This is a genomic window from Nonomuraea sp. 3N208 (assembly GCF_052245935.1).
Taxonomy (GTDB): Bacteria; Actinomycetota; Actinomycetes; order Streptosporangiales; family Streptosporangiaceae; genus Nonomuraea.
On sequence record NZ_JBQQBR010000070.1, the window covers coordinates 1 to 23,484 of the forward strand.

Below are 23,484 nucleotides of genomic sequence, written 5' to 3' on the forward strand. Positions count from 1 at the left end.
GGGTCGGGCCCCGGCGCCAGACTGTTAGACGGGCTCATGCGGCCCAGAAGAAGCTCCGGCGTCGGCGGGCAACCCACCCCCATTTTCACGCCTGTGTGGCGTCACCGGAAGGGAGAGGGGGACTGTTTGCAAGCAGACGTCATGAACGCCGCGGTGGGACATGCGCGGGATGATCAAGCAAACGATACGAGCCATGCAGGGCGTTTCGGCAGGTCAACACAGGTGATCGGACTGCTCTACCCCCGCTCTCCTAAAGCGGGTGCCGCAGGTTCGAATCCTGCCGGGGGCACGCACCAAATCTTCGGCACTGGCACTCGCGACCTGCCATCAGCAGGCCGAACAGGCACCTCACCAACCGGTAGACCAGCGATAACAACCTTGCGATGGTCGCAGCCGCCGCTCTGATAGCGCAACTAAACCCCAGCTCGGAGCACGAAATCGTGTTTCCGAGCGGGACACCGTCCTGGCCGGGCTCATGGCTGTACCCGCCGTCCTCATCTCCTCCCCGCGGACTCGAGCGCGTGGCACCCACCAAGCCGGGACGCCCTGTCGACGGCACAGCGCGGTGGCCGGCACAGTCCCACGTGCCGACGCTGGTCACAGCCCGCATCTCCCGGCGGTGAGTGCGGTGATCGCGCACTCGGCGGCGTGCTGTGCCGCGAATGCGGAGGGGAAGGGGGCACAACTTCGGGAGCCGCGGCCGGCCGGTCCGCCGGTGATCCTCCACAGCCAGGCGGGGCGTGGGGGGTGACGATGCCAGACGGGCGCCGCCGCCGGGGGAGTGCTCCGAGCTGTCCGGACCAGTACGTCGTGTGTCACCCCGCGCCCCGCCGTGGTGGCGCAGTACCGGCGGCCGCTGTCGTGAACGGTCCAGTCCAGGGGTGTCGGGGTGGAGTCCGACACCTCCAGGAGGGTGTCCGCGAGGTCAGCCAGAATCCGATACAGCGCGGCTCGTACCACCTCGGTGTGGTCGCGGCCCCAGTGGCACGGGGACCGTTCGGCGACCTCCTGCGCGAGGGTGTGCGCGGCGAGTTCGCGCAACGGATCTCCGGCGCCGGGGTATCCCGGCGCCAGGACTGCGGCGGCGCCCCGTAGGAGGTCGTCCCGGGTCATCGCGGTGCCGCGGGCCAGCTTCCACAGGTCGGCCGGGCCGACACCGTCGACCGTGCGCCGGATGCAGAGGGCCGCCGTGTCGGAGGGGGCCGGGATCTCGGCGTTCAGGAGACCCGCCTGTACGTCCGTGGCCGCGTACACATCGCCCGGCTGGAGCGCGCCCGGCGGCAGCGACCCCACCGCCTGAAGGACCCGCTCGTGGATCCGGCGTACGGGATGGGGCCCAGGAGGAGGCGCCGGTCGTCCGGCAAGTACGCACAGAGCGTCGGGCAGGTGCGCCGGCGCGACCCTCAGGGCGGCGCACGCCCGTGTCAGATGACCGGCCATGGTGATCAGTCGTCCAGCACGGCCAGGGCGTCGATCTCGACGAGCAGTCCCGGCGGAAGCCGCATGTACACGGTGGTGCGGGCGGGGAAGGGCGCGCCGACAGCCTCCGCGTACGCCTGGTTCATCTCGGCCAGATGGGCGGGCTCTGTGAGGTACACGCGCAGCATGACGACGTCCTCCCAGCCCGCGCCGGCCGCCTTGAGCACGGCATCGACGTTGCGCAGGGTCTGCGCGGTCTGATCGGCGACTGTGGCGCCGGCGACCTCGCCGGTGTCCGGGTCGAAGGGGAGTTGCCCGGAGACCTGAAGGATGGGGCCCTTGCGGATGCCCTGGGACAGCGGGGCCCCCAGGATGGGGGCGTTCTCGGTGCTGATGACGGTTCTGGTCATGGTGTTCCTCAGCTCCAGACCTGGCGTTCGCGGGTGCGGGGGCCGTCGATTTGGGTCCACTCGGTGTCGATGCGCATGGTCGCTCCGCGTTCGGCGTCGTACGGATCCCAGCCGGGGTCGCCGGTCCTGGCGAACCGGATCCAGGTCTCGTGTACGCGGGCGGCGAGGCCCGCGGGAGCCGTGCCGGGACCGAGCAGGGCGTTGGGGCCGTGCAGGTCGGGCCGGTCCGCGAGGTCGAAGACGAAGGGCAGCTCGACCGCGTGGGTGGCGCCGAGCTCTCCGTCCAGGGCCTGGGAGCGCCAGGCGAACTCGTAGGCGTAGGTGACGGACCCGGGATGGGCGGCGTGTGCGCCGGCCAGAGCGCGGCTGCCCGCGCCGAACAGGGCGTCGCCCATGATGGCGGAGCGCAGTTCCGCGAAGGACGCCTCGGGGCGCGACTCGCGGTATGCCTCGACGAGCCGTGCTGGATCCGGGTGCGAGCGCGCCGCCGCCTCGTCGACGTCGGCGGCGGTCGAGGTGGCGTACTTGCCTACCGGGACCAGGTAGAGGTTCCCCTCTTCGGTGTTGGTGCCGACGAGCAGGTCGACGTCGGCGCTCAAGCCGACGGCGACGGACGCGGCGGGTTGTATGTCGAGGACCAGGCTGAACGGGCTGAGTCCGATCAGCGGGTCGCCGTGGGTGTCGGTCCGCAGATCGATGCCCGCGAGCCGGGAGGCGGCCTCGACCAGGCGTTCGTCGGAGACGTCGGCGAACGCGCCGACGTGGGGCTCAATGCCCAGGGCCTCGGCCGCCGCCTTGGTGACGCGGGCGGCCTGCTCGGTGCTGAACGCGCCCAGGCCGCTGCCGCTCTGCACGATCGCCCGGTGGAACAGGCCCGCGGCATCGGAGGTGGCCAGGACGCCGCCGACGATGGTCGCCCCGGCCGACTGGCCGAAGAGGGTGACGTTGTGCGGGTCGCCGCCGAAGGCTGCGATGTTCTCCTGGACCCAGCGCAGCGCGGCGACCACGTCGAGCAGGCCGCGGTTGGCGGGCGCGCCGGGGAGGTCGAGGAACCCGGCGATGCCGAGCCGGTAGTTGAGAGTGACCAGGACGACGCCGTCGCGGGCGAACGCGGAGCCGTCGTACATTGTGGATCGCGTCGAGCCGGCGACGAATCCGCCGCCGTGGACGAACACCATGACCGGCAGTTCGTCGCCGCCGGCGGCGGGCGCGAAGATGTTGACCGTGAGATAGTCCTGCCCGCGGCTCCAACCGGCGCCGAAATAGGGGGACATATCCACGCTGCCGAGCTTGCGTTCGGACTGCGGCGCGTTGGGACCCGGCGCCGTGGCGTCCCGCACGTCCTTCCACGGCTCGTGCGGCCGCGGCGGCGCGAAACGGCCGGCGCCGCGAGGTGGGGCGGCATAGGGGATGTTCAGGAAGGTGAGGGCCGCGCCTTGGCGCAGACCACGGACGGCTCCCTGGGCGGTGGCGACGACGGGGTCAGGGCGGTGGTTCACGGTGGTGCCTTTCCGGGGGCTCAGAACTGCTCGGTGTACGGGGCGAAGGGCGCCCAGCCCTTGATCGCGAACTTGCCCCCCTCGCGGATGACTTCCGCGGCACCATGGCCGCCCAGGTGCGCGGGAATGACGAGGGCGTTGTTGTCGACCGCCCAGCCCAGGAGCTTGTGGCGGGTGGCGCGGGCCTCGGCGGGGTCCTCGCAGAAGCAGCTGTTGGAATCGGGTTCGTGGATCTGGAGCGGGCTGTGCAGCAGGTCGCCGACGAACAGCGCCCGGTCCGGCCCGGACTCCAGCGTCAGCACCGACGAGCCCGGCGTGTGGCCAGGGGCGAGGTCGAGGCGCAGATTGCCGTCGATGCGGTGGCTGCCCTCCCAGAGCTGGGTCTGGCCGGCCTCGTGTACGGGGGCGACGCTGTCCTCGAAGACATTCTGGTTACCGCGGCCCAGCATGGGCTTGTGGTCGTTGGCAGGGTTCCAGAAGTCGAAGTCCGTCTTGGACATGAGATAGGTGGCGTTGGGGAACGTCGGCACCCAGGTCCGGCCATCAAGGTAGGTGTTCCAGCCGACGTGGTCGATGTGCAGGTGCGTGTTGATCACGATGTCGACGTCTTCAGGACGGACCCCGGCGCGGCCGAGATTGTCCAGGAAGGCGGTGTCCAACCGGTTCCACACGGGTGCGTACGGGCGATCCTTGTGGTTGCCGACGCCGGTGTCGACCAGGATGGTTCTTCCCTCGCTGCGCAGCACCCAGGTCTGGATCGCCGAGTTGACGATCCGGGTCTCGGCGTTCAGGAAGTGCGGCGCCAGCCAGGAACGGTGGGCCTCCCACGCCTGCGCCGGGCTCTTCGGGAAGAACGCCTCAGGCGTCATGTCAACAGGGCCGAAGTACTCCCAGACCCGGGTCAGCGTGACATCGCCCAGGGTGATGGTGTCCACGATTGTCTCCAGTTCGATCGGTTCCGCGTGCTCGGCCGCGGCATGGCTGAGCGGCCCCTCATGACGGGTTCAGGGGGTGCCGCGCTCCTGCGGGGCGGTGTGCCGGTGGTGCTGTGACCCCGGCGGAGGCGTCCCCGTCCTCAGGGGGTCACGCCTGCTCATCCATGGTGCGCCGGCCGTGGTGGACAGCGGTATGAGTCACCTGACTGCATCTGGGCACAACGCGGTGTGCCGACCCGCTCAGCAGGCGGCGCCGGCGGGTCGAAGGCTCGTGCGAGCGCCGTCAGAATCAGGTCGATACGGTTCAGATGGAGCAGCAGGCGCTCCTGCGGCGACAGTGGCCCGCGACGCGTACGCCGTTCACCGGAGAGCAGCGACAGCGCTCCGGCGATCTTGAGGCGTTCCGGGTGGGAGGCGGTGCGCCGCCGGCGTCGCGCGAGGCGGATCAGGCGCGTCACCCTCCCCTGCGTGCGGTCGGCCGCCGCGGTGATCCGGGTGGCGTACTCGTCGTCCTGCGGGAGGCGCCCGGCCACGACGGCCAGGTTCCGGGCGTGGTAGGCACAGGCTTCCAGCCGTTCCAGCAGGTGGCGAGCTCGATCACGACGGCCGCGCTGGGGATTGAACGGGTGGGTGAGCGGCAGACAGGCTTTGCGGAAGGACTCCAGCGCCCGGTCGAGATCATGGGACGCGCGTATCAGGCTCGTCGTGGTGCCGGTGCTCGGGCTCCGCGTCGTCGCGTCCAGCAGACGGCTGAGGGCCAGCAGGAAGCGGACTAGTTCCTCGTCGCCGGCCCGGCGGACCGTGAGGGGCGCCACGACCACGGTGGCGAGGACGCCGCAGGCGACTCCCAGCGCGGTCTCCTGCACGCGCAGGACGAGCACGGCCGTCGAGAAGGTGTCCAGCAGCGCGAGCAGCATGCTCAGCATGCCGGTGATGAAGAACGTCACCGCCCAGTAGGCGTCTGCCGGCGTGTAGAACATCCCGAACATGCACGCCAGCAGCAGCACCAGGAGCAGCGGGCCGTACGGTCCGGCCAGGGTGGCCAGGCCGTAGCCGAACACCGCGCCGAGAACTGTGCCCGCCACTCGGCGCGCGCTTTGCAGGAGGACTTCGCCGGTGCTCTCGGTGTTGATGAACACGACCCACGTGGCCATGACGGCCCAGTACCAGTGGTCGGGTGACAACAGGTGACCACCGAGGATGGACAGCGTGGAGGCGGCGGTCACCCGGAGGGCCTGCCGGGTCGTTCCCCGCCTCCGGCCTTCAGGGTCCGCCTCGCGGCAGCGCCCGGCGGTCCGCGGTGCGGCGGGCTCGTACGGAGTCGCCCCGATCCCCGTCGGGGAGACGACGCGCGGGCCGGGAAGGCGCATGGCCGCGGCCAGTTCGTCGATCTCCCGAAGACAGTCCGGTAACAGGGCGGGTGCGTCACGTGGTGTGCGAGCCGCGCGGACGGCGAGTACGACGAGTCGCTGGGCGGCCACCTCCGCGCGTGTGACGTGCCGCAGGATCCGGCCGTCGGTGGCCTCGCCGACCGCGCGCTCATCGAGAAAGTCCCCGATCAGGAGCGCAGCCGCGTGGAGCCGGTCCAGACGGCGCTCCAGCGACTGGCTCAGCGTGCCGGTGTCCTGCGCGGTGCTGAGCAGGACGGCCGTGTCTCGCAGGACGTCGCGCAGTCGCGCGTTGAAGGTGCGCCGCAGGCGGGCGAGAACACGGGACGACGTCATGAATCCCGTGCCGTAGAAAACGGCCACGACGGCACAGAACGCGACGACTACAGCCCCACCCATCGCCGGCAGCTCGCTCGCTCGTGCCCCGGCGAACTGCGCCAGGAAGAAGCCCATGAAACCGAAGACGCCCACGCCCTGCCCTCTGGCGCCGTACTGGCGGGCGAGGACGGCGAGGTAGATGAGCAGCAGGAACACGATTGCGGCCGTGACCGGGTACGGCCTCAGCACGGCTCCTGCGGCCAGGGCCGCGAGGGACACCGGAGCCCCTATCCCCAGCGTGATGAGCTGGTTGCGCGAATGCAGATCGCTGATGGCCAGCGAGGTCACCATCGCGGTGAACCCGCCGGCCAGCAACGCCGTGCCGGACTGCCCCAGGGCCGCCAGGACGGTCAGGGACGCGGCGGCGCCAAGGACGGCGCGCATCGCGGAGGCCAGCCGCATCAGCCCGGGGTCGGCGGCGGCGAAGCGCTCCCACAGCAACGCCGTCTTTCTTGCCCGCATGACGGTCTCCGTACATCCTTCCGTGAGCGAACAGAGGTCCTCCGACGGCCGGGTCAGCTACGGCTGAACCCCGCCCACTCCTTGATCCGGAAACTTCCGCCGCTGCGCGCCACCTCTGCGGCGCCGTGGCCGGGGAGGTGCGCGGGCAGGATGAGGGCCTTGTGATCGGCGGCCCACTCCAGTTCGCGGCGCCGGGTCGCGAGCGCCTGCTTCTCGTCCTCCTCGAAGCAACTGTTGAACTCGGGGTGTTCGAGCTGCAGTGGGGTGTGGAGCAGGTCGCCGATGAACACCGCTCTGTCGTTTCCCGACTCCAGCCGGATTACGGACGAGCCGGGAGTATGTCCGGCGGCGAGGTCCAGCTTCAGGGCGGAGTCAAGGGTGTACGAGCCCTCCCACAGCTTCACCAGGCCCGCCTCATGCACCGGGAGCACACTGTCCTCCCAGACGTTCTGGTTACCCTGCCAGTACTTCGGCCGCACAGGGCCCGCGGGGTTCCAGAAGTCGAATTCGATCTTCGGGATCAGATAGGTGGCGTTGGGGAAGGTGGGCACCCAGTCACGGCCCTCGCGCCGGGTGTTCCAGCCGACGTGGTCGTTGTGCAGGTGGGTGTTGACAACGACGTCGACGTCCTCCGGCCTGACTCCCGCGCGGGACAGACGGCGCAGGAAGCCCGTGTCCATGTACTGCCACTGGTTGGCGTACGGACGGAACTTGTCGTTCCCGGCACCGGTGTCGATCAGGACCGTCCTGCCCCCGCTGCGCAGGACCCAGGTCTGCAAAGCGGAGTAGACCATGTCGGTGCCCGGCTCCCAGAAGTCCGGGCTCAGCCAGTCCTCGTTCTCCTCCCACAGTTCCTTCGGACTTCCGGGGAAGAACTGGCGTGAGGTCATGCCGACAGGTCCGCTGTACTCCATGACACGAGTAACGGTGACCTTGCCCAGTTCGATCGTCTCGACGCGGGTCCGGCTCTCGGAGGCTGCGGCGGAGGCGGTGGCCGGTCGGCCCAGCGCGCCTCCCAGCAGCCCGGCGGCGCCGATACCAGCCGCTGCTCCGACAAAGCCGCGCCGGCTCAGGGAACGTGAAGTATTGATGCTGTTCATTTCCGCACTCCGACGGAATCACTGGTCACGTCCTGCGTGTCCTCGCGAGCAAGGAACACCAGGACCGTGACAGGCCGCTTTCTGATGGTCGCGGCCGGATGCTCACCATCGTCCGCAATACGGGCGCGGGCCGGTATCAGTCACTCGACTGAAGAACCGCTGGCAGGGGCATCGGACGGCGGAATATCCCGGACGCCGCACGCGTTGATGACCCCGCGCGATCATTCGAGCACATCTCTGGAGCGTTCGTGGAAAACGGAAGAAGGGCCCGGAGAAAGAGCTCGGCAGACGATCTTGATCTGCCGATGGTGGGCCGGGAAACCGAGACCGCGGAAATCATGCGGCGGATCGCCGCTGACCGGTCCCGCGGCGAAGTCCTGATCCTCACGGGCCACCCCGGTGCCGGCAAGAGCATGCTGCTCGACTTCGCGGCCGGTCACGCGCGGCGCGAGGGCGGACGGGTGCTGCGAGCGGCCGGCAGCGAGTCTGAGGCCCATCTGGGATTCGCAGGCCTCCACCAACTGGTCCGCCCGGTGCTCGGCGAGCTCGACAGCCTGCCGCCGTGGCAGCGCTCCGCGCTCCGGACCGTCCTGGGGCTGGACCAGGGCACCGAGGCCCCAGACGGCGTGCTCACCGGATCGGCCGTTCTCACCTTGCTGTCGGACCTGGCGGAGCCGGCGCCGCTGCTCGTGGTGGTCGACGACGCCCAGTGGATCGACCGGGCATCGCTGGACGTTCTCTCCTTCGTGGCCAGGCGCATGGACGGCGAACCCGTCACGCTGCTGCTGGGTGCACGCGCCGAGGCTGCGGTGCCCGGGTTCGACAAGGGATTCGAGCGCCTGGAGATCGGCCCGCTGAGCGGAGGGGAGGCGAATCGCCTGCTCGACCGGCAGCCAGCGCCGCCCACCGGCCGAACCCGGGTACGGATCCTTCAGGAGTCGGCCGGCAACCCGCTGGCCCTGGTCGAACTCGCCCGCGCCGACGCGACCCGGCCTTCAGGCGGCGGCAGCGTGGCGGGCCCGCTGCCCGTCACCGATCGACTGGAGCGGATCTTCGCGGAGCAGGCGCGGTTCCTGCCGGAGGCGACCCGTCGCCCCCTTCTGCTGCTCGCGGCCGCTGACGCGACGGACGCGCCCACGGCCTCTCGCGGACTCCCCGAAGCCGGCGACAAGGCGTGGGAACCCGCGGAGCGAGCCGGTCTCGTACGCCAGGACGCCCCCTGGATCTCCTTCCGCCACCCGCTCATCCGCTCGGCCATCTACCATGCCGCCTCCTTCGAGGAACGCAGGCATGCGCATCTCGCTCTCGCGGAGCTGAGCGAGGAGCCCGACCGCCGGGCCTGGCACCTCGCCGCCGCGACCACGCGTCCCGACGAGGAGGTGTCGGCCGCCCTGCGGCAGACGGCCGGCCGGGCACGGCGCCGGGGTGGCTACGCGGCCGCCGCCGCCGCTCTGGAACGCGCGGCGGAGCTGAGCCCGCGCCGCGCGGACCAGGCGCGGCTGCTGACCGAGGCCGCCGACATGGCCGTCCTCACCGGTCAGCTCGGCTGGGTGGAACGGCTGGCCGCCGAGGTTCGCGAGCACAGTGACGACCCGTCACTGATCGGCAGTGCCGCGCTGGCCACCGGGCGGCTCAGGTCCCTGCGCCGGCCTCATGCGGCGGCCTTCGCCCTGCTGACCCGCGTCGCCGACGAGGCGGCGGCCGTTCACTCGCCCCGCGTGCTGGACGCGCTCGCCGCGGCCGCGGTGGTCCGCTACTACTCGGGCGAGGAGCCACAGCGGCAACGGATCGAGAGCCTGCTCTCCGCCGTGCCGGACCTCACCGCCAGGGGCCCCTTGCGCGCCTGGGTGCAGGCCGTCTCCGACCCCAACGGCGCGGGGGCCTCCCTGGCTCCGGCGCTGCCCGGACTCATCGCCGAGGCCAGGGACGGCGCCGGCAGTCTGACCACGCTCGCCATCGTGGCGTGGATCCTGGACCAGACCGCCCTGGCCGCCAGGACCTTCGACGAGGCGTACGACCGGTGGCAGGCCCGTGGCTCGCTGCCGGACGGCCTGGGCTCCGCCGTCGGCTGGACCTACCTGGATCAGGGCCGATGGACCGAGGCCCGTTCGGTGGCCGCCGACATCTCGGCGGTGGCGTCAGCGGCCGGGCTGGACCACGCCGAGGCATGTGCGTACGCGCTGGACGCGACGGCGCTCGCGCTGCTCGGCGAGACTGGCGACGCGCGACACGGTGCCGAGCGGGCGCTGGCCCTCGTCGACCCGCTGGAGAGCCGCTCCATCGTGGTCTTCGCACGCCGGGCCCTGGGCCTGGCGGCCGTGGCCGAGGGCGACTACGACACCGCGTACGCGCAGTTCCGCTCCGCTTTCACCGGCGACGGCGATCCGGTTCACTATCACGTCTCCTACACCGTCCTGGCCGAACTCGCCGCGGCGGCCGTCCGCCTGGGACGGCGGGAGGACGCCGCCGACCTACTGGAGCGATCGGCGTGGCGCCTGGGTACCGGCATGTCGGTACGGATCACCGCACTGCTCAACCGAGGCCGCGCCCTGCTCGCCGAACGGGACCACGCGGAACCGTACTTCCAGGCGGCGCTGGCGGACGATGCGGGCGAGCAGTGGCCGTTCGAGCGGGCACAGACACGGCTGGACTACGGTGAGTGGCTCAGGCGGCAGCGTCGCATCGCCGAGGCCCGCCCGCTGCTGACCATGGCACTCGACACCTTCCAGCGGCTCGGCGCTCGGCCATGGATGGAGCGGGCGAAGGCGGAACTGCGCGCCGCCGGCATCGAGGCCGCCGACAGTGTGGCGCCCGGCGCTCTCACTGAGCTCAGTCCCCAGCAGCAGCAGATCGTCCAGCTCGCGGCCCGCGGCCTGACGAACCGTGAGATCGGAGAGAGAATGTACCTCTCGCCGCGCACGGTCGGCTCCCACCTCTACCGGGTGTTCCCCAAACTGGGCATCACCGCCCGCGCACAACTCCGCGACGTGGTCGAAGGCGCCCTGTCTAGGGTCGGCGGCCAGGGCCGGGATCCGGTCTGACACATGCGTGGACCGGAATGCTGCTGCCTATGCTCAGCCGCAAGGGTCGCGCCGGCGTCGCCTACCGTTGTCCTCCAGCAACCGGCCGCACCCTCCGTCTGCCTGAAGGGTGTCAAACTGGGCCTAAGTGGTCTCGCCTGGAAGTCTCTCGGGGGTTGACTTCTGACTGATCGGCGACCTCATCGGCGAGTTCATGGTGAACGCCGGGGTGGCCGACGCGGTGGTCGATGGCGCCGTCCGCGACGTCCGGGCGCTGTCGGCGATGGGCCTGCCCGTTCACGCGCGGGCGGTCACCCCCGCGGGGCCTTTCAAGGACGGGCCTGGCGCCATCGGCGTCCCGGTGGCGGTCGGCGGCGTGGTGGTGGCGGGGCCGGTGACGTGCTCGTCGGTGACGCCGACGGCGTCGTCGTCATCCCACGCCACCGCGTGAAGGAGGTCGTGGACGCGGTCGACGGGATCGTCGAGAAGGAGGAGGTGCTCCGGCGGTGCATCCTCGCCGCGCGCTTCGGGCATACGGCGGTGAGCCGATGACCGGTCCGACGACCACCGTGCCGCCGGCGTTCCGGATGGGGGGAACTACGCCGCCAATCACGGCGCCCGGCCCTGGCCCCGGCCGGACCTGGACCACGGACGACATCCTGGTCACCCACGGCGCAACGGCCGCGCTGGCGGCCGTTGCGCTCGCGATGATCGGCCCCGGCGACCGCGTGGTCATCCCCGAGCCCGCCTACTCGCTCTACGCCGACCTGGTCGTCCTGGCCGGGGGGACCGTGGACTTCGTTCCGCTCGCCCCGGACCTGCACTGGGACCTCGACGCCTTGGCCGAGGCCCTTCCCGGCGCCGCAATGATGATTTTCTCGAATCCGTCGTTCTCCAAGACGTACGCGATGACCGACTGCGGGTGGGCTACCTGACCGGGCCGCGCGAGGTGGTGGACGCCGCCGCCCACGTGCACCGGACCCACAACGGCTCGTTGAACACGGCGGTCCAGCACGCGGCCCTTGCTGCCCTTGAGCTGCCGGACGGCATCGTCGACGCCATGGTCGAAAGGTACCGGCAGCGCCGCGAGCTCAGCGCTGATTTTGCTGGTGAGTAGTAGGAGCGTTTGCAGTGTCAGGCCCTGATCTCCTCGGCCAGCCCTCTGAGGGACTCGAGCGGGTGCTCGACTTCGATCCACGGCGGGGCGAGGTCGGTGGGCTCGAAGCGGGACCGTGCCCGCCCAGGACCTGCTGACCCGCCGTATCGACGGCCTGCTCTGCGAGCGGCGCCTCGCGATATGAGTCACCAGGATGGAGCGTCGCGGAAGGGGGATGGCCCGGCCCAGGTCGGAAGTCCGGTCTCAATCTTGCGCGGCGCTCCCGGCTCCCGCACGGGCCTCGGGCGTGAATTCGGGCAGGGTGAGGGCCGAATGGGCCGGTCGCGGCTCGGTGGGGGGCATGGCGCTGAGCTTGCGCAGCCTGTCGTTGCGCTGTTCCAAAGCCTGGGCTGTGACCGGGAAGAGCGCGGCGCCGCCCTCGCTGACCAGCCCCTGGTTCACTGCCACGAACTCGCGCGTGCCGGCTTCATAGGCGGCGAGCCCGGCGGAGTAGTCCTGGCCGGCCAGGGAACCGGCGAGCATGTACGCGCCGACGAGTGCGAGGCTGGAGCCCTGTCCGGTGAGGAACGAGGGCGCGTACGCGGCGTCGCCCGCCAGCGCGACCCTGCCGCTGGACCAGCGGGGCATGCGGATCTGGCTGACGCCGTCGAAGAACACGTCCTCCGCCTCGTGCATGGCGGCCAGCATTCCGGGGACCTCCCATCCCGCGTTGGCGAAGACCGCGGCGACGAGATCCCGTTGGGCTTCCGGATTCGCGAACGCCTCGAGCGGCGGTTCCGGCTGGACGAAGTTCAGGAAGGCGTGCACCTCCTCGTCCTCCCCTACGGCGTAGAGCGCCGCGGCCCTGCCCGGGGTGTTCCACATGACGGTCTCGTGGGAGAGCCCGAGGGTGTTGCGCATGGGGAAGACGGCGAAGCAGTAGCCGAGGTACCGGTGGAACTGCTCCTCGGGGCCGAACACGAGCGCCCGGGTATGTGAGTGCATGCCGTCCGCGGCGAACACCATGTCGAACGTGCGCCGGCCGCCGCCGCGGAAGGCGACGTCAACCCCGCCGCCGGACTGGTCGAGGGTCTCGATGGAGTCGTCGAACAGGAACTCCACGTCGTCGCGGACGGCCGTATAGAGCGCATCGGTCAGATCTCCGCGCCGCACCTCCAGGTCCCGTCCCTCGACACCGCCGGTGACCGCGTGCGGGTGGACCGAGGCTACCTCACTGCCGTTCGCGTCGAGAAAGGTCAACCGGCGCAGGTCGATGTGCGCGTCCCGCAGCCGCGGCAGGATCCCCATCCTCTTGACGACCTCCAGCGCGGTACCGCGCACGTCGATGGGATAACCACCGCTACGAACCGCGCTCGCCTTCTCCACCACCGTGACCGCGTATCCGTAGCGGTTCAGCCAGTACGCGAGCGTGGGCCCGGCGATGCTGGCCCCGGAGATCAGGACCCTGCCCTTCGGCGTGGTACGGGTGTTCATCAGGGTCATGCCTTGGCTCCCTTGTTCATGGTGCGGGTGACGAGCAAGGCCAGCGCCGTGATGACGCCGGCGAGGATGAATCCGGTGATGTACGACGATTCGGCCGCGACATCCGACCCGGACGGGGTCCCGGCGGCCAGGAGCACGCCGCCGAGCATCCCGCCCGACGCCATTCCGAGCACGCGGGTCACCAAGATCAGGCTGGTGGCGGCGCCGGTCTCGTTCGAGGCGGCGGAGGTGGCGATGCTGGTCGTCATCGCAGTGACGATCAGGCCGTTGGCCAGTGCGACCAGTGCCTTGCCGACGACGAGATGCCACGCCTCGAAGTGCACGACCGCCATGGCGATCAGCGCGACCGCCATGACGACGACCCCAGCGGTGGCCACGGCACGTGAGCCGGAACGCCGCTCCCAGTTCCCGCCCACCGGCCCCGCCAGCGCCGCGACCACTGTGCCGGGCAACAGGAAGAAGCCGATCTCGGTGGCGCCGGCCCCGAAGCCGTACCCGGCACCGGACCTGCTCCACATCTGCGTGACGAGGAAGATCGACATTGAGGTACCGACGCAGATCATGAACGTCAGCACGCTCGACTTCCAGATCACCGGCCGAGCCAGCATGCGAAGATCGATCATCGGCGAGGCCGCGCGACGCTCGACGGCGATCCAGCCCGCCACGAGGACGGCCAGGAGTACGACGAGGCCGAAAAGCACGAGCGGCTGCGAAGCGAGGTCGAGGGCAAAGTTGATCACGAACATGAGCGTGATCAATACCCCGCTCAGCAGGACCAGGCCGGGCCAGTCGACTCCGGCGTCGTCCGACCGGTCCGCCGGGTCCTTCGGCACCAGCCGGTTCACCAGAAGGGTGGCCACGATGACGGCGACCGTCGGGAGTGCGAACATCCAGTGCCGGGACAACTGTTCCGCCACCGGCCCTGCCAGCAGCGTGCCCAGCATCCCACCGCCCACGAACAGTCCGCTGACCACCCCGATGGCCGCCTTCGACTCGCCCGCGGGCAGGTGTTTGCTCATGATGATGAACGACAGGGGCAGCGCGCCCACCATCGCGCCCTGCAGTACCTGGCCGGCCAGTAGCACGGGCAGGCCCGGCGCCAATGCGGATGCCATGCCGCCGACACACACCACGATCATCAGCGGGATCAGGACCCGTTTTCCGCCGTAGCGGTCGCCGAACCTGCCCGCCAACGGTGTGACGAGAGCGCCGGTGATCGGGAGCAGGATGTTGAGCAGCGCCCCTCCAGTGGGCCCAATGTCCAGTTCGCGTTGCAGAAGCGGGAGCGTCGGCTGCACCACCGACTCCAGGGCACCGCTGGCGACCGCCAGCATGCCGAGGGCCCAGACCGCGGCCTTCCCGATTCGCACCGGGGGAGCCAGGGTTGTGGTCATGAGCGTCCTTTCCGTGATGGCATGGTGAGTGAGGAATCGGCACCGCCGCGCGTTACTTGGGACGGGCCGTCGAGTCGTCCTCTCCGGCCCCGGGACCGTCTGGGCGCACAGGGAGCCGGCCCGGGGCAACGGAAGAAGGTTGCTATTCGATGGCGAGCGCGGCCTCGGCCGGCCGGCCGCGCGTCGCCCGCCATGCGGGCAGGAGCGCGGCTCCGAGCGTCAGCAGAACAGTCAGCGCGGCCGTCAACACGTAGATCCACGGGGACCCGGCGGGCAGCACCGAGCCGAGGCGCTTGAGGCTGACGGGCACCAGAATCCCGAGGACGGCGACGGTGCCCAGCGCGATGCCGCCGACCGCCAGGATCGCCCCTTCCAAGCCGGCCATCCGCAGCACCTGACCACGAGTCGAGCCCGCGAGCCGCTGCAGCCCGAACTCTCGCCTCCTCGCCGTCATGCTCGACATCAGCGTGTTGATCACCGTGATCGCCGCGTACCCCGCGATCATGATCACCGTGAGGTAGATCGCGAAGTTGGCGGTCGTCTTCTGGTCGTCGAACTCCCTGAGCAGGACGTCTCGGCCGGTCACCCTCAGACCGCCCTCGGCGGAGGTCGCCTTGGTCAGGTCCGCCACCAATTGTTTGGGGTCAGTGTTTTTGTCGCCTTTGACCAGGATTCGCGTCGCGTGTCCCTCAGTGGTGTGAGCTGCCAGGGTGTCGGCGGGAAGCAACATGGTGTTGTAGCCGTCCGGAGCGGAGAACAGTGCCGCCACCCGCACGTCGAGAGTGGTGTTGTCGCCCATCCGCAGCGTGATGGTGCCGCCGACGCCGACGCCCAGCTTCTCGGCGTGCCGGCTCCCGATCGCGATCGTGTCATGGCGCAGGTCGGCGAGTTTGCCCGCAGTGACCTGGACCGGTGTGGTGGCCTCGGCGCCCTTGGCGGTGACGCCCTGGAGGGTCCAGCCCTCGGTCATCGGCGAGCTCTCATCCGGCTTCTCGATGAAGCCGACGCTGCTGACGTACTCCGAGGCACCGGCGACGTGCGGCAAGGCGTTGATACGTGCCACCAGGCCCGCGTCGAAACGGTCCCGGCTGGTCACCACGGCGTCGGCGACCAGGTTGCCGGCGAAGCCCCGCCGATCGGCCTCGTCATTGGTCGTCTGGAGGTACACCATGCCAGTCGACACCGCGGTCAACAGGATGACGGGGCCCAACACGGCCGCCATCCGGCCGCCGCGGCCACGTGCGTTGAGCACGGCGAGCTGGCCGGTCGCCCCTCCCAGCGCGCGCACCGGCCACTGCACGGCAAAGGTCGTGATCGTCGTCAGCACGGGTGCGAGCATGGCGAATCCGATAGCGAGCAGGATCACGGCGGGCGCGGCGGTGGCCGGCGTGAGTGGTCCACTCATCACGGCGATGGTCACGATCATCATGGCGATTCCACCGGCCAGGGAAGCCACCGCCAGCAGCATGCGTCCGCGGCCGATCAGCTTGCCTTCGACAGAGACCTCCGCGAGCGCCTGGGTCGGCTTGACGCGCGACGCCCTTCTGCCGGCGCCAAGGGCACCGGCAAGGGCCGCGAGGATCGCCACCGCCATGGCGGCCACGGTCGGAATCCAGCCTTGCCGGAAGGCCAAGCCGTCCGCGGCGATCCCGCGCTCGACCAGCTGGTCAAACATGAACTGGCCCAGGAACCGGCCCGGAAAGTAGGCCAGTGAGGTGGCGAGTATGGACAGCAGCAACGTCTCGCGGGAGATCAGCCGGCGCAGGTGACGAGGTGTCGCTCCCACGGCTCGCAGCAACGCCAGATCCCGCTGGCGCTGGGCGATCGAAAGGGCGAGCATGGAGGCCACCCCGAAGATGGACACCAGGATCGCGAAGGCGGTGAGGACACCGGCCAGAGCCATCACGGTGACGCCGCTCGCCTTGGCCTCGCGTAGTTCGGCCTGCCCCCGCTTGTCGCCCACCAGGGTGACGGTTCCGCTGCCCAGCTTGGCGTCGATTCGCTCCTGGAGCTCGCTGACGTCCGCTCCCGGCTTGGCCTGCACACCGATCGCGTCGACGGTACCCGGCGGTGGGGCTCCCTCGAAGACGAAACTCTTGGTCTTTTGTACGCCGGGCAGCGCCGCGATCGTGTCCGCCAGCCCCGCGTCGATGCGGACCCGCTCGGGCAGGATAGGAGGTTCGTCAGTGTCGCCGCCGGAGCCGCGGTACTCCTGGTCGCCGGTGACGATGACGTCGGCCGAGGCCAGCCGCTGCGGCGGCACATCCGTGCGGATGCCGGTCTCGATCAGGCCGCCACAGGCCATCATGATGGCCGCCGCGAGGAACATGGCGAGAAAGGCCGCCACGAACATGCCCGCGCGAAACCGCAAGGTACGCAGAGCGAGCTGCAGCATCAACGCTGCCCTCCTCGGTTCCTCGCCGGCTGCGGGCGGGGGCCTTCGACGGCGAACGCGCCCAGGTGAGTCATTCGGTCGGCAACGGATTCGGCGGTCGGCGAGTGCAGCTCACCGGCCAGCCGCCCGTCGGCGAGAAACAGGACGCGGTCGGCGTACGACGCCGCGACCGGATCGTGGGTCACCATCACGATCGTCTGACCGGCCACCCGCGAGGAATGCCGCAGCAGCTGGAGAATGTCTCGCGCGGTCCTGGTGTCCAGCGCACCGGTCGGCTCGTCGGCGAAGATGACGGCGGGGTCGCTGATCAACGCCCTGGCGATGGCGACCCGCTGCTGCTGTCCGCCGGACAGCTCCGCCGGACGGTGGTTGCTCCGCTGGGCAAGGCCGACCTGGTCGAGGACCTGCGCAACCCGGCCCCGTTTCGGTTTACGGCCGGCGAGCCGCAGCGGCAACGTCACGTTCTGCCGCACGGTTAGGACCGGAAGCAGGTTGAACGCCTGGAAGACGAAGCCGATCCGGTCTCGCCGTAGTTTTGTCAACTCGGTCTCGTTCATCTCGCTGAGCTCGTGCTCCTCGAGCAGAACCGAGCCGGACGTCGGCTGATCGAGCCCGGCCGCACACTGCAACAAGGTGCTCTTGCCGGAACCGGACGGCCCCATGATCGCCGTGAAGGTTCCTCGGCCGAACTGCGTCGTCACCTCCTCCAGCGCCACCACCTGGTTATCGCGCCTTCCATAGACCTTGCGGACGGCCGTCAGCCGAATCGCGTCGGCGTAGTCTCCGGTGTTCTTCAACGTTTATTCCTGCCGCTTTGCCGGACAATTCCGCCACCAACTCTTCCGGGCACCGCGGTGCCGCACATCGTTCGCCGAGACCGTCTTCGCCTGGTGCACGCGGACCAGCCCGGCTCGCTCTCTGGTGCGGACGCACTACACACGTGCGGCAAGGCTGATCGTCGGCGGCTGCGCGGAATCAGGAGACGCCCTCTAGGCTGAACGAGTGTTGCGGTGGATGGACGTCGATGACGAACTCGCGTAGTTCACTCGCGCCGCCGGTCGGGTCGTGGTGGCGGGAGGGAACGGCCGTCGCGGTGGCGTTCGTGCTCTGCCTGCTCGGTGGGGCGCTTCAGGTCGACGACACGGTGACACTCCCACCAGTGCCGGCCTACTTCCTCGCCGCGGTGTCGTCCGGGTTGCTCCTGGCGCGGCACCGCGCGCCCGTGACCACTTTGATCTCCACGACCGTGTGCGGCATGGTCGTCGCGCCGATGGGTTCGCTGTCAACCCCGCTCATGCTGGCCCCTGCCGCCATCAGCGCCTACTCACTCGCCAAACGCGCCGAACGACGACTGGTGCTCGCCGTCCTGCTCCCATCGGCGACGCTGCTGGCCGCCGTACCTCCCTTCTTCGAACCCGACTTCTCGTGGGCGGATATCAGCAGGTTGGCGACCGTGGCCGCGGCGCCGCTCGTGGCCGCCATGTTCGGTCGCTCGACGCGGCACCGGCTGGCATACCTGAAGATCATGGAGGAACGGGCACGCTGGGCCGAGGAAAGCCGGGACGAGGAGGCCCGCCGGAGGGTGGCCGAGGAACGGCTCCGCATCGCTCGCGAGCTGCACGACCTGGTGGCCCACCAGATCACCCTGGCCAACGCGCAGGCCACCGTCGCCGCCCACCTCTTCGCTACCCGCCCGGAACAGACCCGCACGAGCCTGAACGAACTGGTCAGGACCACTCGCCAAGCCCTCGACGAACTGCGGGCCACTGTCGGTCTGATGCGCCAGCCCGACGACACATCCGCACTCACCGATCCGGCGCCCGGGCTGTCGCAGGTCCCCACGCTGCTGAAGACCTTCCGCAGCGCGGGCCTGGCGGTGTCGATGCACGAGGACGGCACAGCCAGGCCGCTGCCACCGTCCATCGACCTCACCGCCTACCGCATCATCCAAGAGGCCCTGACCAACGTGACCAAGCACGCCGCCACCGGCAGCGCCGAGGTGCGCCTCACCTGGAACCGCGACCACGTGACCATCACGATCACCGACGATGGCGGGGGACTCCGTAAGCTACAAGCGCACCCGCCCGGCTACGGTCTGATCGGAATGCGTGAACGGGCCACTGCGGCCGGCGGAACTCTCACCGCGGGTGTACGTCCCCAAGGGGGTTTCCTCGTCTCCGCCCACCTGCCTCTTCCCGCCGCCGAGAACACAGCGCGGATAACCGACGGAGCGACCGATGGCGAGGGCCGATGATCCACAACGCACCAGGCGACGAGCCGGACACCGGTGGGGCGGCCGGGGATGACACTGTGCCGCTCCGGGTTCTCCTCGCCGACGATCAGGCGTTGCTACGCGGCGCCTTCCGCACCCTCCTCGACAGCGCCGACGACATCGTCGTGGTCGGCGAGGCGGGCGACGGCAGGCAGGCGGTGACCCTGACCCGCACGTTGCGCCCGGACGTGGTGATCATGGACATCCGGATGCCCGGCACGGACGGCCTCGCCGCCACCGTGGAGATTTGCGCGGATCCGGATCTGCGTGCCACCCGCGTACTGATCCTCACCACGTACGAGACAGACGAGTATGTCGCACAAGCCCTGCGCGCAGGGGCCGGCGGCTTCATCGGCAAGGGGATCGAGGCGCAAGACCTGCTCGACGCCGTACGCACGATCGCCAGCGGTGACACCCTCCTGTCCCCCGCGGCGACCCGCTCCCTCGTGACCCGTTTCCTCGCTACGCCGGCCGGTACCGCAGCACGCCATCCCGAACGACTCGCCGCCCTCACCCCGCGCGAACGCGAGATGGTCGCTCTCGTCGCGACCGGTCTGTCCAATCTGGAGATCGCCGATCGGATGTACCTCAGCCCCTTCACTGTCCGCGCCCACGTGCAGCGCGCCATGACCAAGCTGGACGCACGCGACCGCGCGCAACTCGTTGTCATCGCCTACCAGACCGGCCTTGTAACCGCCGACCCCAACAGCGGCACCGCCCAGCCGTGATGTGAGAGGGCGTTTGATTTGAGTAGATTGCGGCTTATGTTCTAGTAGGTGCCTCGCCAGGTTGGAGTGGTCTCGTCCGTTATACGCATGGTCAGATTGTTGATCGACGCGATGTGAATCACGGCTTGGGAGCTGGCGGGTAGAGTCTCATATTATTCCGCGATCGGGGTTATCCCGAGCTGACGCTGTCGAGGTGGGGTGGCGGATGGCCCGGTCGGGATAATAGCGTCGGCTGCGGCCGGAAGACTTGACCGAGGAGGTCGCCGACCGGTTTCTGAGAGACCGACGGGGCGAGTACCGCAAGTTCCGCAGCAGGCGAGGGCTTGCACCGCTACTGGTTCATCTCCGGCAGATCGGCGTGGTGCCGCCGCCGGAGCCGGTGCCGCTGGACCTCCGCCCTGACGTGGCAATGCTGGTGCGGGAGTATCGGCAGTTTCTCGTGCATGAGCGTGGGCTGGCCAAGGTCTCCATCCGCCGCTACCTGATCGCTGTCCGCACCTTCCTGACTCTGCTGTCCAGCCCGTTGGACGGCGGGCTGGACCGGCTGTCGGCGGCCCAGGTCTCCCAGTTCGTGCTCGACCAGGCAGGACTGCGTAGCGTCCCCGACGCCAAGAGCATGGTGACCGCGTTGCGGTCGCTGCTGCGCTTCTTGTTCGTGACCGGCCGGATCAATCGGGACCTGGCTACGGCGGTGCCCACCGTTGCCAACCGCAGGCTGAGTTCTCTGCCCGGGCGGTTGCAACCTGGGCAAGCCGATCTGCTGCTGGCCAGTTGTGATCGCGACACCGCTCTCGGCCGCCGCGACTTCGCGATTTTGACCGCGCTGTCCCGGCTGGGACTGCGTGTCTGTGAGGTCGCCGCCATGCAACTCGGCGACATCGACTGGAGAAGGGGACAGATGGTCATCTCGTACGCCATGACGTGCGGGACCAGCCACTTGCCGAACTGGCCGCCGATCGGCCTGGCCGCCGCGAACCCGGCCCGGAAGGTGGCCGCGTGGTCCTGGTCGTAGTCGTCGCCGCTGGGCAGCAGCAGCAGATCGGGACGGAGCCGGTCCATCCGCTCCTGCAGCAGGTCCACCAGCTCGCGCAGGCCGACGGTGTCCAGGCGCTCGGTGAGCTGCCGATCCCCGTAGGCGATCTCGTAGCCGAACCCGAGCAGCTCGTCATCGGCGTGCGGCGAGACCAGCAGAACACGGTCAAAGCGGCGCATAGCGCCCCCTGACGTCCTCGCGGGTCTCGTAGTAGTCCGCCGTGGTCGCCGCGCGCAGCGCCGGCATCTTCTCGAACGACTCCGCCTCGGCGTAGGCGCCGCCGTGCAGGCGCCGCCCGTCGGTGTGCATGATGAGCGAGTCGCTGCCGAGCAGGTCGCGCACCCGCTCCGCGAGCCTGCCGATCGTCGTGCGATTGGCGGGGTTGCCGATGTTGACGGTCGGCTCGCCGGCGCCTGCTGCACGAAGGTGGGCATCACGAAACCCCCGGCGCGCGACTGCCGCTGCCCGGCGACGTTGAACGGGCGGATCACCACCGCCCGCAGCCCCCGGGCCATGCTGTTGACCGTCATCGCCTCGACCACGGCCTTGGCGACCTGGCGTTGTAGGCCGTGGGCACCCGGAGAGGGTCCCGCTCGTCCAGGACGCCGCTGCGGCCGTAGACCTCCGCCGAGCTGAAGACGCACAGCGGGACGTCGGCCGCCAGGCACGCCTCCACGACGGCGCTCGAACTGGCCACGATGTCATAGCCCAGCGTGCCCGCCCGGGGCAGGATCCCGGCGGGGCCGACGTGCGAGGCGGCATGGATCACCCGGTCGACCTCGGCCGCGGCACCGGCGGGCAGGCCCGCGCCCTGGCCGCGCGCGGCTGGACGGTCACCGCCGTGGACTACGCCGCGCCCGCGGTGGCGGCGGCGCGGCGTCTCGATCCGGGCGCGTCGGTGACGTGGCGGACGGCCGACGTCACGGACCCGGCGAGCGTCGACCCCGGCGGCCGGCTCGGCGGCACCGTCACGCTGGTGCTCGACAACGGCTGCCTGCACGGCATCCCATCCCGGCGGCGGCCCGGATGGGCCGCCGCGGTCGAGACGCTCGCTGCACCCGGCGCCGATCTGCTGGTACGGGCCGCCGCCCCGCGCCGCCTCGGTGTCGGCCCGGCCGGGATCGACGCGACCGATCTCGCCGCGCTCCTCGGTGCGCGCTGGTCACCCCGGCCCGCACCGGGCCCCGGCTGGTACCACTACCGCAGGCGAGCGTGATCGCGCTGCCCGGCCCGTGAACGGGCTGGCGGGGAAGCACCGGCCAGGTTCACCGGCCGCACCCAAGGAGCCGGATTCACCGGCCGCTCTCGGCCGCACCCGAGGCGCCGGGAAGCGCCGGGTCAGGTTGACCGGCCGCTACCGGCCGGACCCGAGGCGCGGAAGGTGCGCCGGTACGCCGACGGGACGACCCCCGCCTCCGCCGCCAAATGCCGCCGCAGTGAGGTGGCGGTAGCGAAGCCGACCTCGTGGGCGACCCGCTCCACCGGCAGGTCGCTGGACTCCAGCAGGTGCCGCGCCCGCCGCAGCCGCTGCTGGGTCAGCCAGCGGCCCGGGCTCAGACCGGTCTCCTGCCGGAAGCGCCGGGCGAAGGTACGGGTGCTCATCGAAGCGTGCGCGGCCAGCTCGTCCAGCGACAGGGGCAGCTCCAGCCGCCGCAGCGCCCAGTCGCGGGTCGGCCCGGTGCCGGCTTCGCTCGCCGGCGGCAGCGGCCGCTCGATGTACTGCGCCTGCCCGCCGTCCCGGTACGGCGGCACGACGCACTGGCGGGCGACCTGGTTGGCGACCTCGCTGCCGTGGTCCTGGCGCACCAGGTGCAGGCAGACGTCGACGCCGCTCGCCGCCCCCGCGGAGGTCAGCACGTCGCCGTGGTCGACGAAGAGCACCCCGGCGTCCAGCTCGACCCGGGGGAACAGCTCCTGGAAGATCTCGGTGAGCGCCCAGTGGGTGGTGGCCCGGCGCCCGTCCAGGAGACCGGCGGCGGCCAGCAGGAAGGCGCCGGTGCAGATGGACACCAGGCGGGTGCCGGGGCGGACGCGCGACAGGGCGGCGAGAGCCTGCTGGTCCGGGGCGGTGGGCGAGGTCACGGAGATCGCGCACGGAGGGATGATCACCGTGTCCGCCTCGGCCAGCACCTCGGGACCGTGCCCGGGGACGATCGTCAGGTCGGCATCGGTACGCACCGGCTGCCCGTCCACGCTCGCCGACAGCACCTCGTAGCGGCCGTCGGCGGAGCCCAGCACCCGGTGCGGGATGCCGAGCTCGAAGGGGTAGACGCCGTCGAGAGCGAGGACGACGACCTTGTGGGCATCGGGTCGCGGGGGCGGGGCCAGCGCGGCCGCGCGGCAGGCGAGCTCACGGAGCCGCTGAGGTGCGGGACGGGTGGAAGGATCGGCAGGCATGGCATGAATGTATCGGAGGCTGACCTTCTTGCCATCGACCCGGGCGCGACCGTAC

General features: G+C 70.3%; 22 protein-coding genes, 1 tRNA gene and 1 pseudogene. 10 read left to right on the forward strand and 14 right to left on the reverse strand.

Translation table 11 applies throughout. The features are described 5' to 3' along the window. Positions 1-210: 210 nt before the first annotated feature. Positions 211-286: transfer RNA gene (locus ACTWPT_RS55640), tRNA-Arg, on the forward strand. Between the two features lie 311 nt (positions 287-597). Here ACTWPT_RS55640 and ACTWPT_RS55645 read toward each other — a convergent pair. The 6 genes from ACTWPT_RS55645 to ACTWPT_RS55670 all read right to left on the reverse strand — a co-directional run bounded on the left by ACTWPT_RS55645 (position 598) and on the right by ACTWPT_RS55670 (position 7,591). Then, complete coding sequence (locus tag ACTWPT_RS55645; protein ID WP_443185665.1) at positions 598-1,440, reverse strand: hypothetical protein; 843 nt, start codon at positions 1,438-1,440, stop codon at positions 598-600. Between the two features lie 5 nt (positions 1,441-1,445). Continuing rightward, on the reverse strand, positions 1,446-1,829 hold the full coding sequence (locus ACTWPT_RS55650; protein ID WP_443185666.1) for a RidA family protein: 384 nt from the start codon (positions 1,827-1,829) through the stop codon (positions 1,446-1,448). A gap of 8 nt (positions 1,830-1,837) precedes the next feature. After that, entirely contained in the window at positions 1,838-3,328 is a 1,491-nt protein-coding gene (locus ACTWPT_RS55655) for a carboxylesterase/lipase family protein (protein WP_443185667.1), read from the reverse strand. 20 nt (positions 3,329-3,348) lie between these two features. Beyond that, positions 3,349-4,263 carry an MBL fold metallo-hydrolase gene (locus ACTWPT_RS55660; RefSeq protein ID WP_443185668.1) on the reverse strand — a complete coding sequence of 305 codons (915 nt, stop codon included), beginning with the start codon at positions 4,261-4,263 and terminating at the stop codon, positions 3,349-3,351. Positions 4,264-4,421: 158 nt separating this feature from the next. After that, positions 4,422-6,491, reverse strand: a complete 2,070-nt coding sequence (locus tag ACTWPT_RS55665; protein ID WP_443185669.1) for an FUSC family protein — start codon at positions 6,489-6,491, stop codon at positions 4,422-4,424. 53 nt (positions 6,492-6,544) lie between these two features. Further along, positions 6,545-7,591 carry an MBL fold metallo-hydrolase gene (locus ACTWPT_RS55670; RefSeq protein ID WP_443185670.1) on the reverse strand — a complete coding sequence of 349 codons (1,047 nt, stop codon included), beginning with the start codon at positions 7,589-7,591 and terminating at the stop codon, positions 6,545-6,547. Positions 7,592-7,896: 305 nt separating this feature from the next. Between ACTWPT_RS55670 and ACTWPT_RS55675 the strand changes: the two genes are divergently transcribed. The 4 genes from ACTWPT_RS55675 to ACTWPT_RS55690 all read left to right on the forward strand — a co-directional run bounded on the left by ACTWPT_RS55675 (position 7,897) and on the right by ACTWPT_RS55690 (position 11,728). Continuing rightward, positions 7,897-10,632 (forward strand): AAA family ATPase, encoded by a 2,736-nt coding sequence (locus ACTWPT_RS55675; RefSeq protein ID WP_443185671.1) that lies wholly within the window; start codon positions 7,897-7,899, stop codon positions 10,630-10,632. Positions 10,633-10,813: 181 nt separating this feature from the next. Continuing rightward, positions 10,814-11,062 carry a hypothetical protein gene (locus ACTWPT_RS55680; protein ID WP_443185703.1) on the forward strand — a complete coding sequence of 83 codons (249 nt, stop codon included), beginning with the start codon at positions 10,814-10,816 and terminating at the stop codon, positions 11,060-11,062. Between the two features lie 97 nt (positions 11,063-11,159). Continuing rightward, positions 11,160-11,546, forward strand: coding sequence for an aminotransferase class I/II-fold pyridoxal phosphate-dependent enzyme (locus ACTWPT_RS55685; protein ID WP_443185672.1), 387 nt, complete (start codon positions 11,160-11,162; stop codon positions 11,544-11,546). Beyond that, entirely contained in the window at positions 11,534-11,728 is a 195-nt protein-coding gene (locus tag ACTWPT_RS55690) for an aminotransferase class I/II-fold pyridoxal phosphate-dependent enzyme (protein ID WP_443185673.1), read from the forward strand. The genes ACTWPT_RS55685 and ACTWPT_RS55690 overlap by 13 nt, the downstream gene beginning before the upstream one ends. A gap of 243 nt (positions 11,729-11,971) precedes the next feature. Here ACTWPT_RS55690 and ACTWPT_RS55695 read toward each other — a convergent pair whose 3' ends face one another. The 4 genes from ACTWPT_RS55695 to ACTWPT_RS55710 all read right to left on the reverse strand — a co-directional run bounded on the left by ACTWPT_RS55695 (position 11,972) and on the right by ACTWPT_RS55710 (position 17,796). Beyond that, the gene (locus ACTWPT_RS55695; RefSeq protein ID WP_443185674.1) at positions 11,972-13,210 is read right to left on the reverse strand and encodes an FAD-dependent monooxygenase; all 1,239 of its coding nucleotides are present in this window, start codon (positions 13,208-13,210) and stop codon (positions 11,972-11,974) included. Continuing rightward, a complete protein-coding gene (locus tag ACTWPT_RS55700; RefSeq protein WP_443185675.1) occupies positions 13,207-14,604 on the reverse strand; it encodes an MFS transporter in 1,398 nt (465 codons plus the stop codon). Before ACTWPT_RS55700 ends, ACTWPT_RS55695 begins: the two co-directional genes overlap by 4 nt. A 142-nt stretch (positions 14,605-14,746) precedes the next feature. Then, entirely contained in the window at positions 14,747-16,999 is a 2,253-nt protein-coding gene (locus ACTWPT_RS55705) for an ABC transporter permease (RefSeq protein WP_443185676.1), read from the reverse strand. Next, positions 16,999-17,796 carry an ABC transporter ATP-binding protein gene (locus ACTWPT_RS55710; RefSeq protein ID WP_443185677.1) on the reverse strand — a complete coding sequence of 266 codons (798 nt, stop codon included), beginning with the start codon at positions 17,794-17,796 and terminating at the stop codon, positions 16,999-17,001. The genes ACTWPT_RS55705 and ACTWPT_RS55710 overlap by 1 nt, the downstream gene beginning before the upstream one ends. A gap of 227 nt (positions 17,797-18,023) precedes the next feature. On the opposite strand from ACTWPT_RS55710, the gene ACTWPT_RS55715 reads away from it, so the two are divergent. Continuing rightward, entirely contained in the window at positions 18,024-19,253 is a 1,230-nt protein-coding gene (locus ACTWPT_RS55715) for a sensor histidine kinase (protein ID WP_443185678.1), read from the forward strand. Further along, the gene (locus ACTWPT_RS55720; RefSeq protein WP_349451420.1) at positions 19,250-19,999 is read left to right on the forward strand and encodes a response regulator transcription factor; all 750 of its coding nucleotides are present in this window, start codon (positions 19,250-19,252) and stop codon (positions 19,997-19,999) included. The genes ACTWPT_RS55715 and ACTWPT_RS55720 overlap by 4 nt, the downstream gene beginning before the upstream one ends. 41 nt (positions 20,000-20,040) lie before the next feature. Here the strand turns inward: ACTWPT_RS55720 and ACTWPT_RS55725 are convergent. Then, positions 20,041-20,151, reverse strand: a pseudogene (locus ACTWPT_RS55725) (IS5/IS1182 family transposase); the annotation flags it as partial. Positions 20,152-20,246: 95 nt separating this feature from the next. Here ACTWPT_RS55725 and ACTWPT_RS55730 point away from each other — a divergent pair. Continuing rightward, on the forward strand, positions 20,247-21,011 hold the full coding sequence (locus ACTWPT_RS55730; RefSeq protein WP_443185679.1) for a tyrosine-type recombinase/integrase: 765 nt from the start codon (positions 20,247-20,249) through the stop codon (positions 21,009-21,011). Further along, a complete protein-coding gene (locus ACTWPT_RS55735) occupies positions 20,996-21,223 on the forward strand; it encodes a hypothetical protein (protein ID WP_443185680.1) in 228 nt (75 codons plus the stop codon). The genes ACTWPT_RS55730 and ACTWPT_RS55735 overlap by 16 nt, the downstream gene beginning before the upstream one ends. On the opposite strand, the gene ACTWPT_RS55740 is transcribed toward ACTWPT_RS55735, so the two are convergent. After that, positions 21,198-21,374 (reverse strand): hypothetical protein, encoded by a 177-nt coding sequence (locus tag ACTWPT_RS55740; RefSeq protein ID WP_443185681.1) that lies wholly within the window; start codon positions 21,372-21,374, stop codon positions 21,198-21,200. The genes ACTWPT_RS55735 and ACTWPT_RS55740 overlap by 26 nt on opposite strands. Before the next feature lie 184 nt (positions 21,375-21,558). Further along, a complete protein-coding gene (locus tag ACTWPT_RS55745) occupies positions 21,559-21,801 on the reverse strand; it encodes a hypothetical protein (protein WP_443185682.1) in 243 nt (80 codons plus the stop codon). Here ACTWPT_RS55745 and ACTWPT_RS55750 point away from each other — a divergent pair. Next, positions 21,793-22,248, forward strand: coding sequence for a methyltransferase domain-containing protein (locus ACTWPT_RS55750; protein WP_443185683.1), 456 nt, complete (start codon positions 21,793-21,795; stop codon positions 22,246-22,248). The genes ACTWPT_RS55745 and ACTWPT_RS55750 overlap by 9 nt on opposite strands. Before the next feature lie 122 nt (positions 22,249-22,370). Here ACTWPT_RS55750 and ACTWPT_RS55755 read toward each other — a convergent pair whose 3' ends face one another. Then, positions 22,371-23,360, reverse strand: a complete 990-nt coding sequence (locus tag ACTWPT_RS55755; protein WP_349451445.1) for a GlxA family transcriptional regulator — start codon at positions 23,358-23,360, stop codon at positions 22,371-22,373. Positions 23,361-23,484 lie beyond the last annotated feature (124 nt).

Coding starts and splice junctions, on each gene's coding strand:
- ACTWPT_RS55650 (WP_443185666.1), bottom strand. CDS start 1,829: ATGACCAGAACCGTCATCAGCACCGAGAACGCCCCCATCCTGGGGGCC.
- ACTWPT_RS55705 (WP_443185676.1), bottom strand. CDS start 16,999: ATGCTGCAGCTCGCTCTGCGTACCTTGCGGTTTCGCGCGGGCATGTTC.
- ACTWPT_RS55665 (WP_443185669.1), bottom strand. CDS start 6,491: ATGCGGGCAAGAAAGACGGCGTTGCTGTGGGAGCGCTTCGCCGCCGCC.
- ACTWPT_RS55675 (WP_443185671.1), top strand. CDS start 7,897: ATGGTGGGCCGGGAAACCGAGACCGCGGAAATCATGCGGCGGATCGCC.
- ACTWPT_RS55715 (WP_443185678.1), top strand. CDS start 18,024: ATGACGAACTCGCGTAGTTCACTCGCGCCGCCGGTCGGGTCGTGGTGG.
- ACTWPT_RS55685 (WP_443185672.1), top strand. CDS start 11,160: ATGACCGGTCCGACGACCACCGTGCCGCCGGCGTTCCGGATGGGGGGA.
- ACTWPT_RS55720 (WP_349451420.1), top strand. CDS start 19,250: ATGATCCACAACGCACCAGGCGACGAGCCGGACACCGGTGGGGCGGCC.
- ACTWPT_RS55695 (WP_443185674.1), bottom strand. CDS start 13,210: ATGACCCTGATGAACACCCGTACCACGCCGAAGGGCAGGGTCCTGATC.
- ACTWPT_RS55750 (WP_443185683.1), top strand. CDS start 21,793: ATGGATCACCCGGTCGACCTCGGCCGCGGCACCGGCGGGCAGGCCCGC.
- ACTWPT_RS55670 (WP_443185670.1), bottom strand. CDS start 7,591: ATGAACAGCATCAATACTTCACGTTCCCTGAGCCGGCGCGGCTTTGTC.
- ACTWPT_RS55700 (WP_443185675.1), bottom strand. CDS start 14,604: ATGACCACAACCCTGGCTCCCCCGGTGCGAATCGGGAAGGCCGCGGTC.
- ACTWPT_RS55645 (WP_443185665.1), bottom strand. CDS start 1,440: ATGGCCGGTCATCTGACACGGGCGTGCGCCGCCCTGAGGGTCGCGCCG.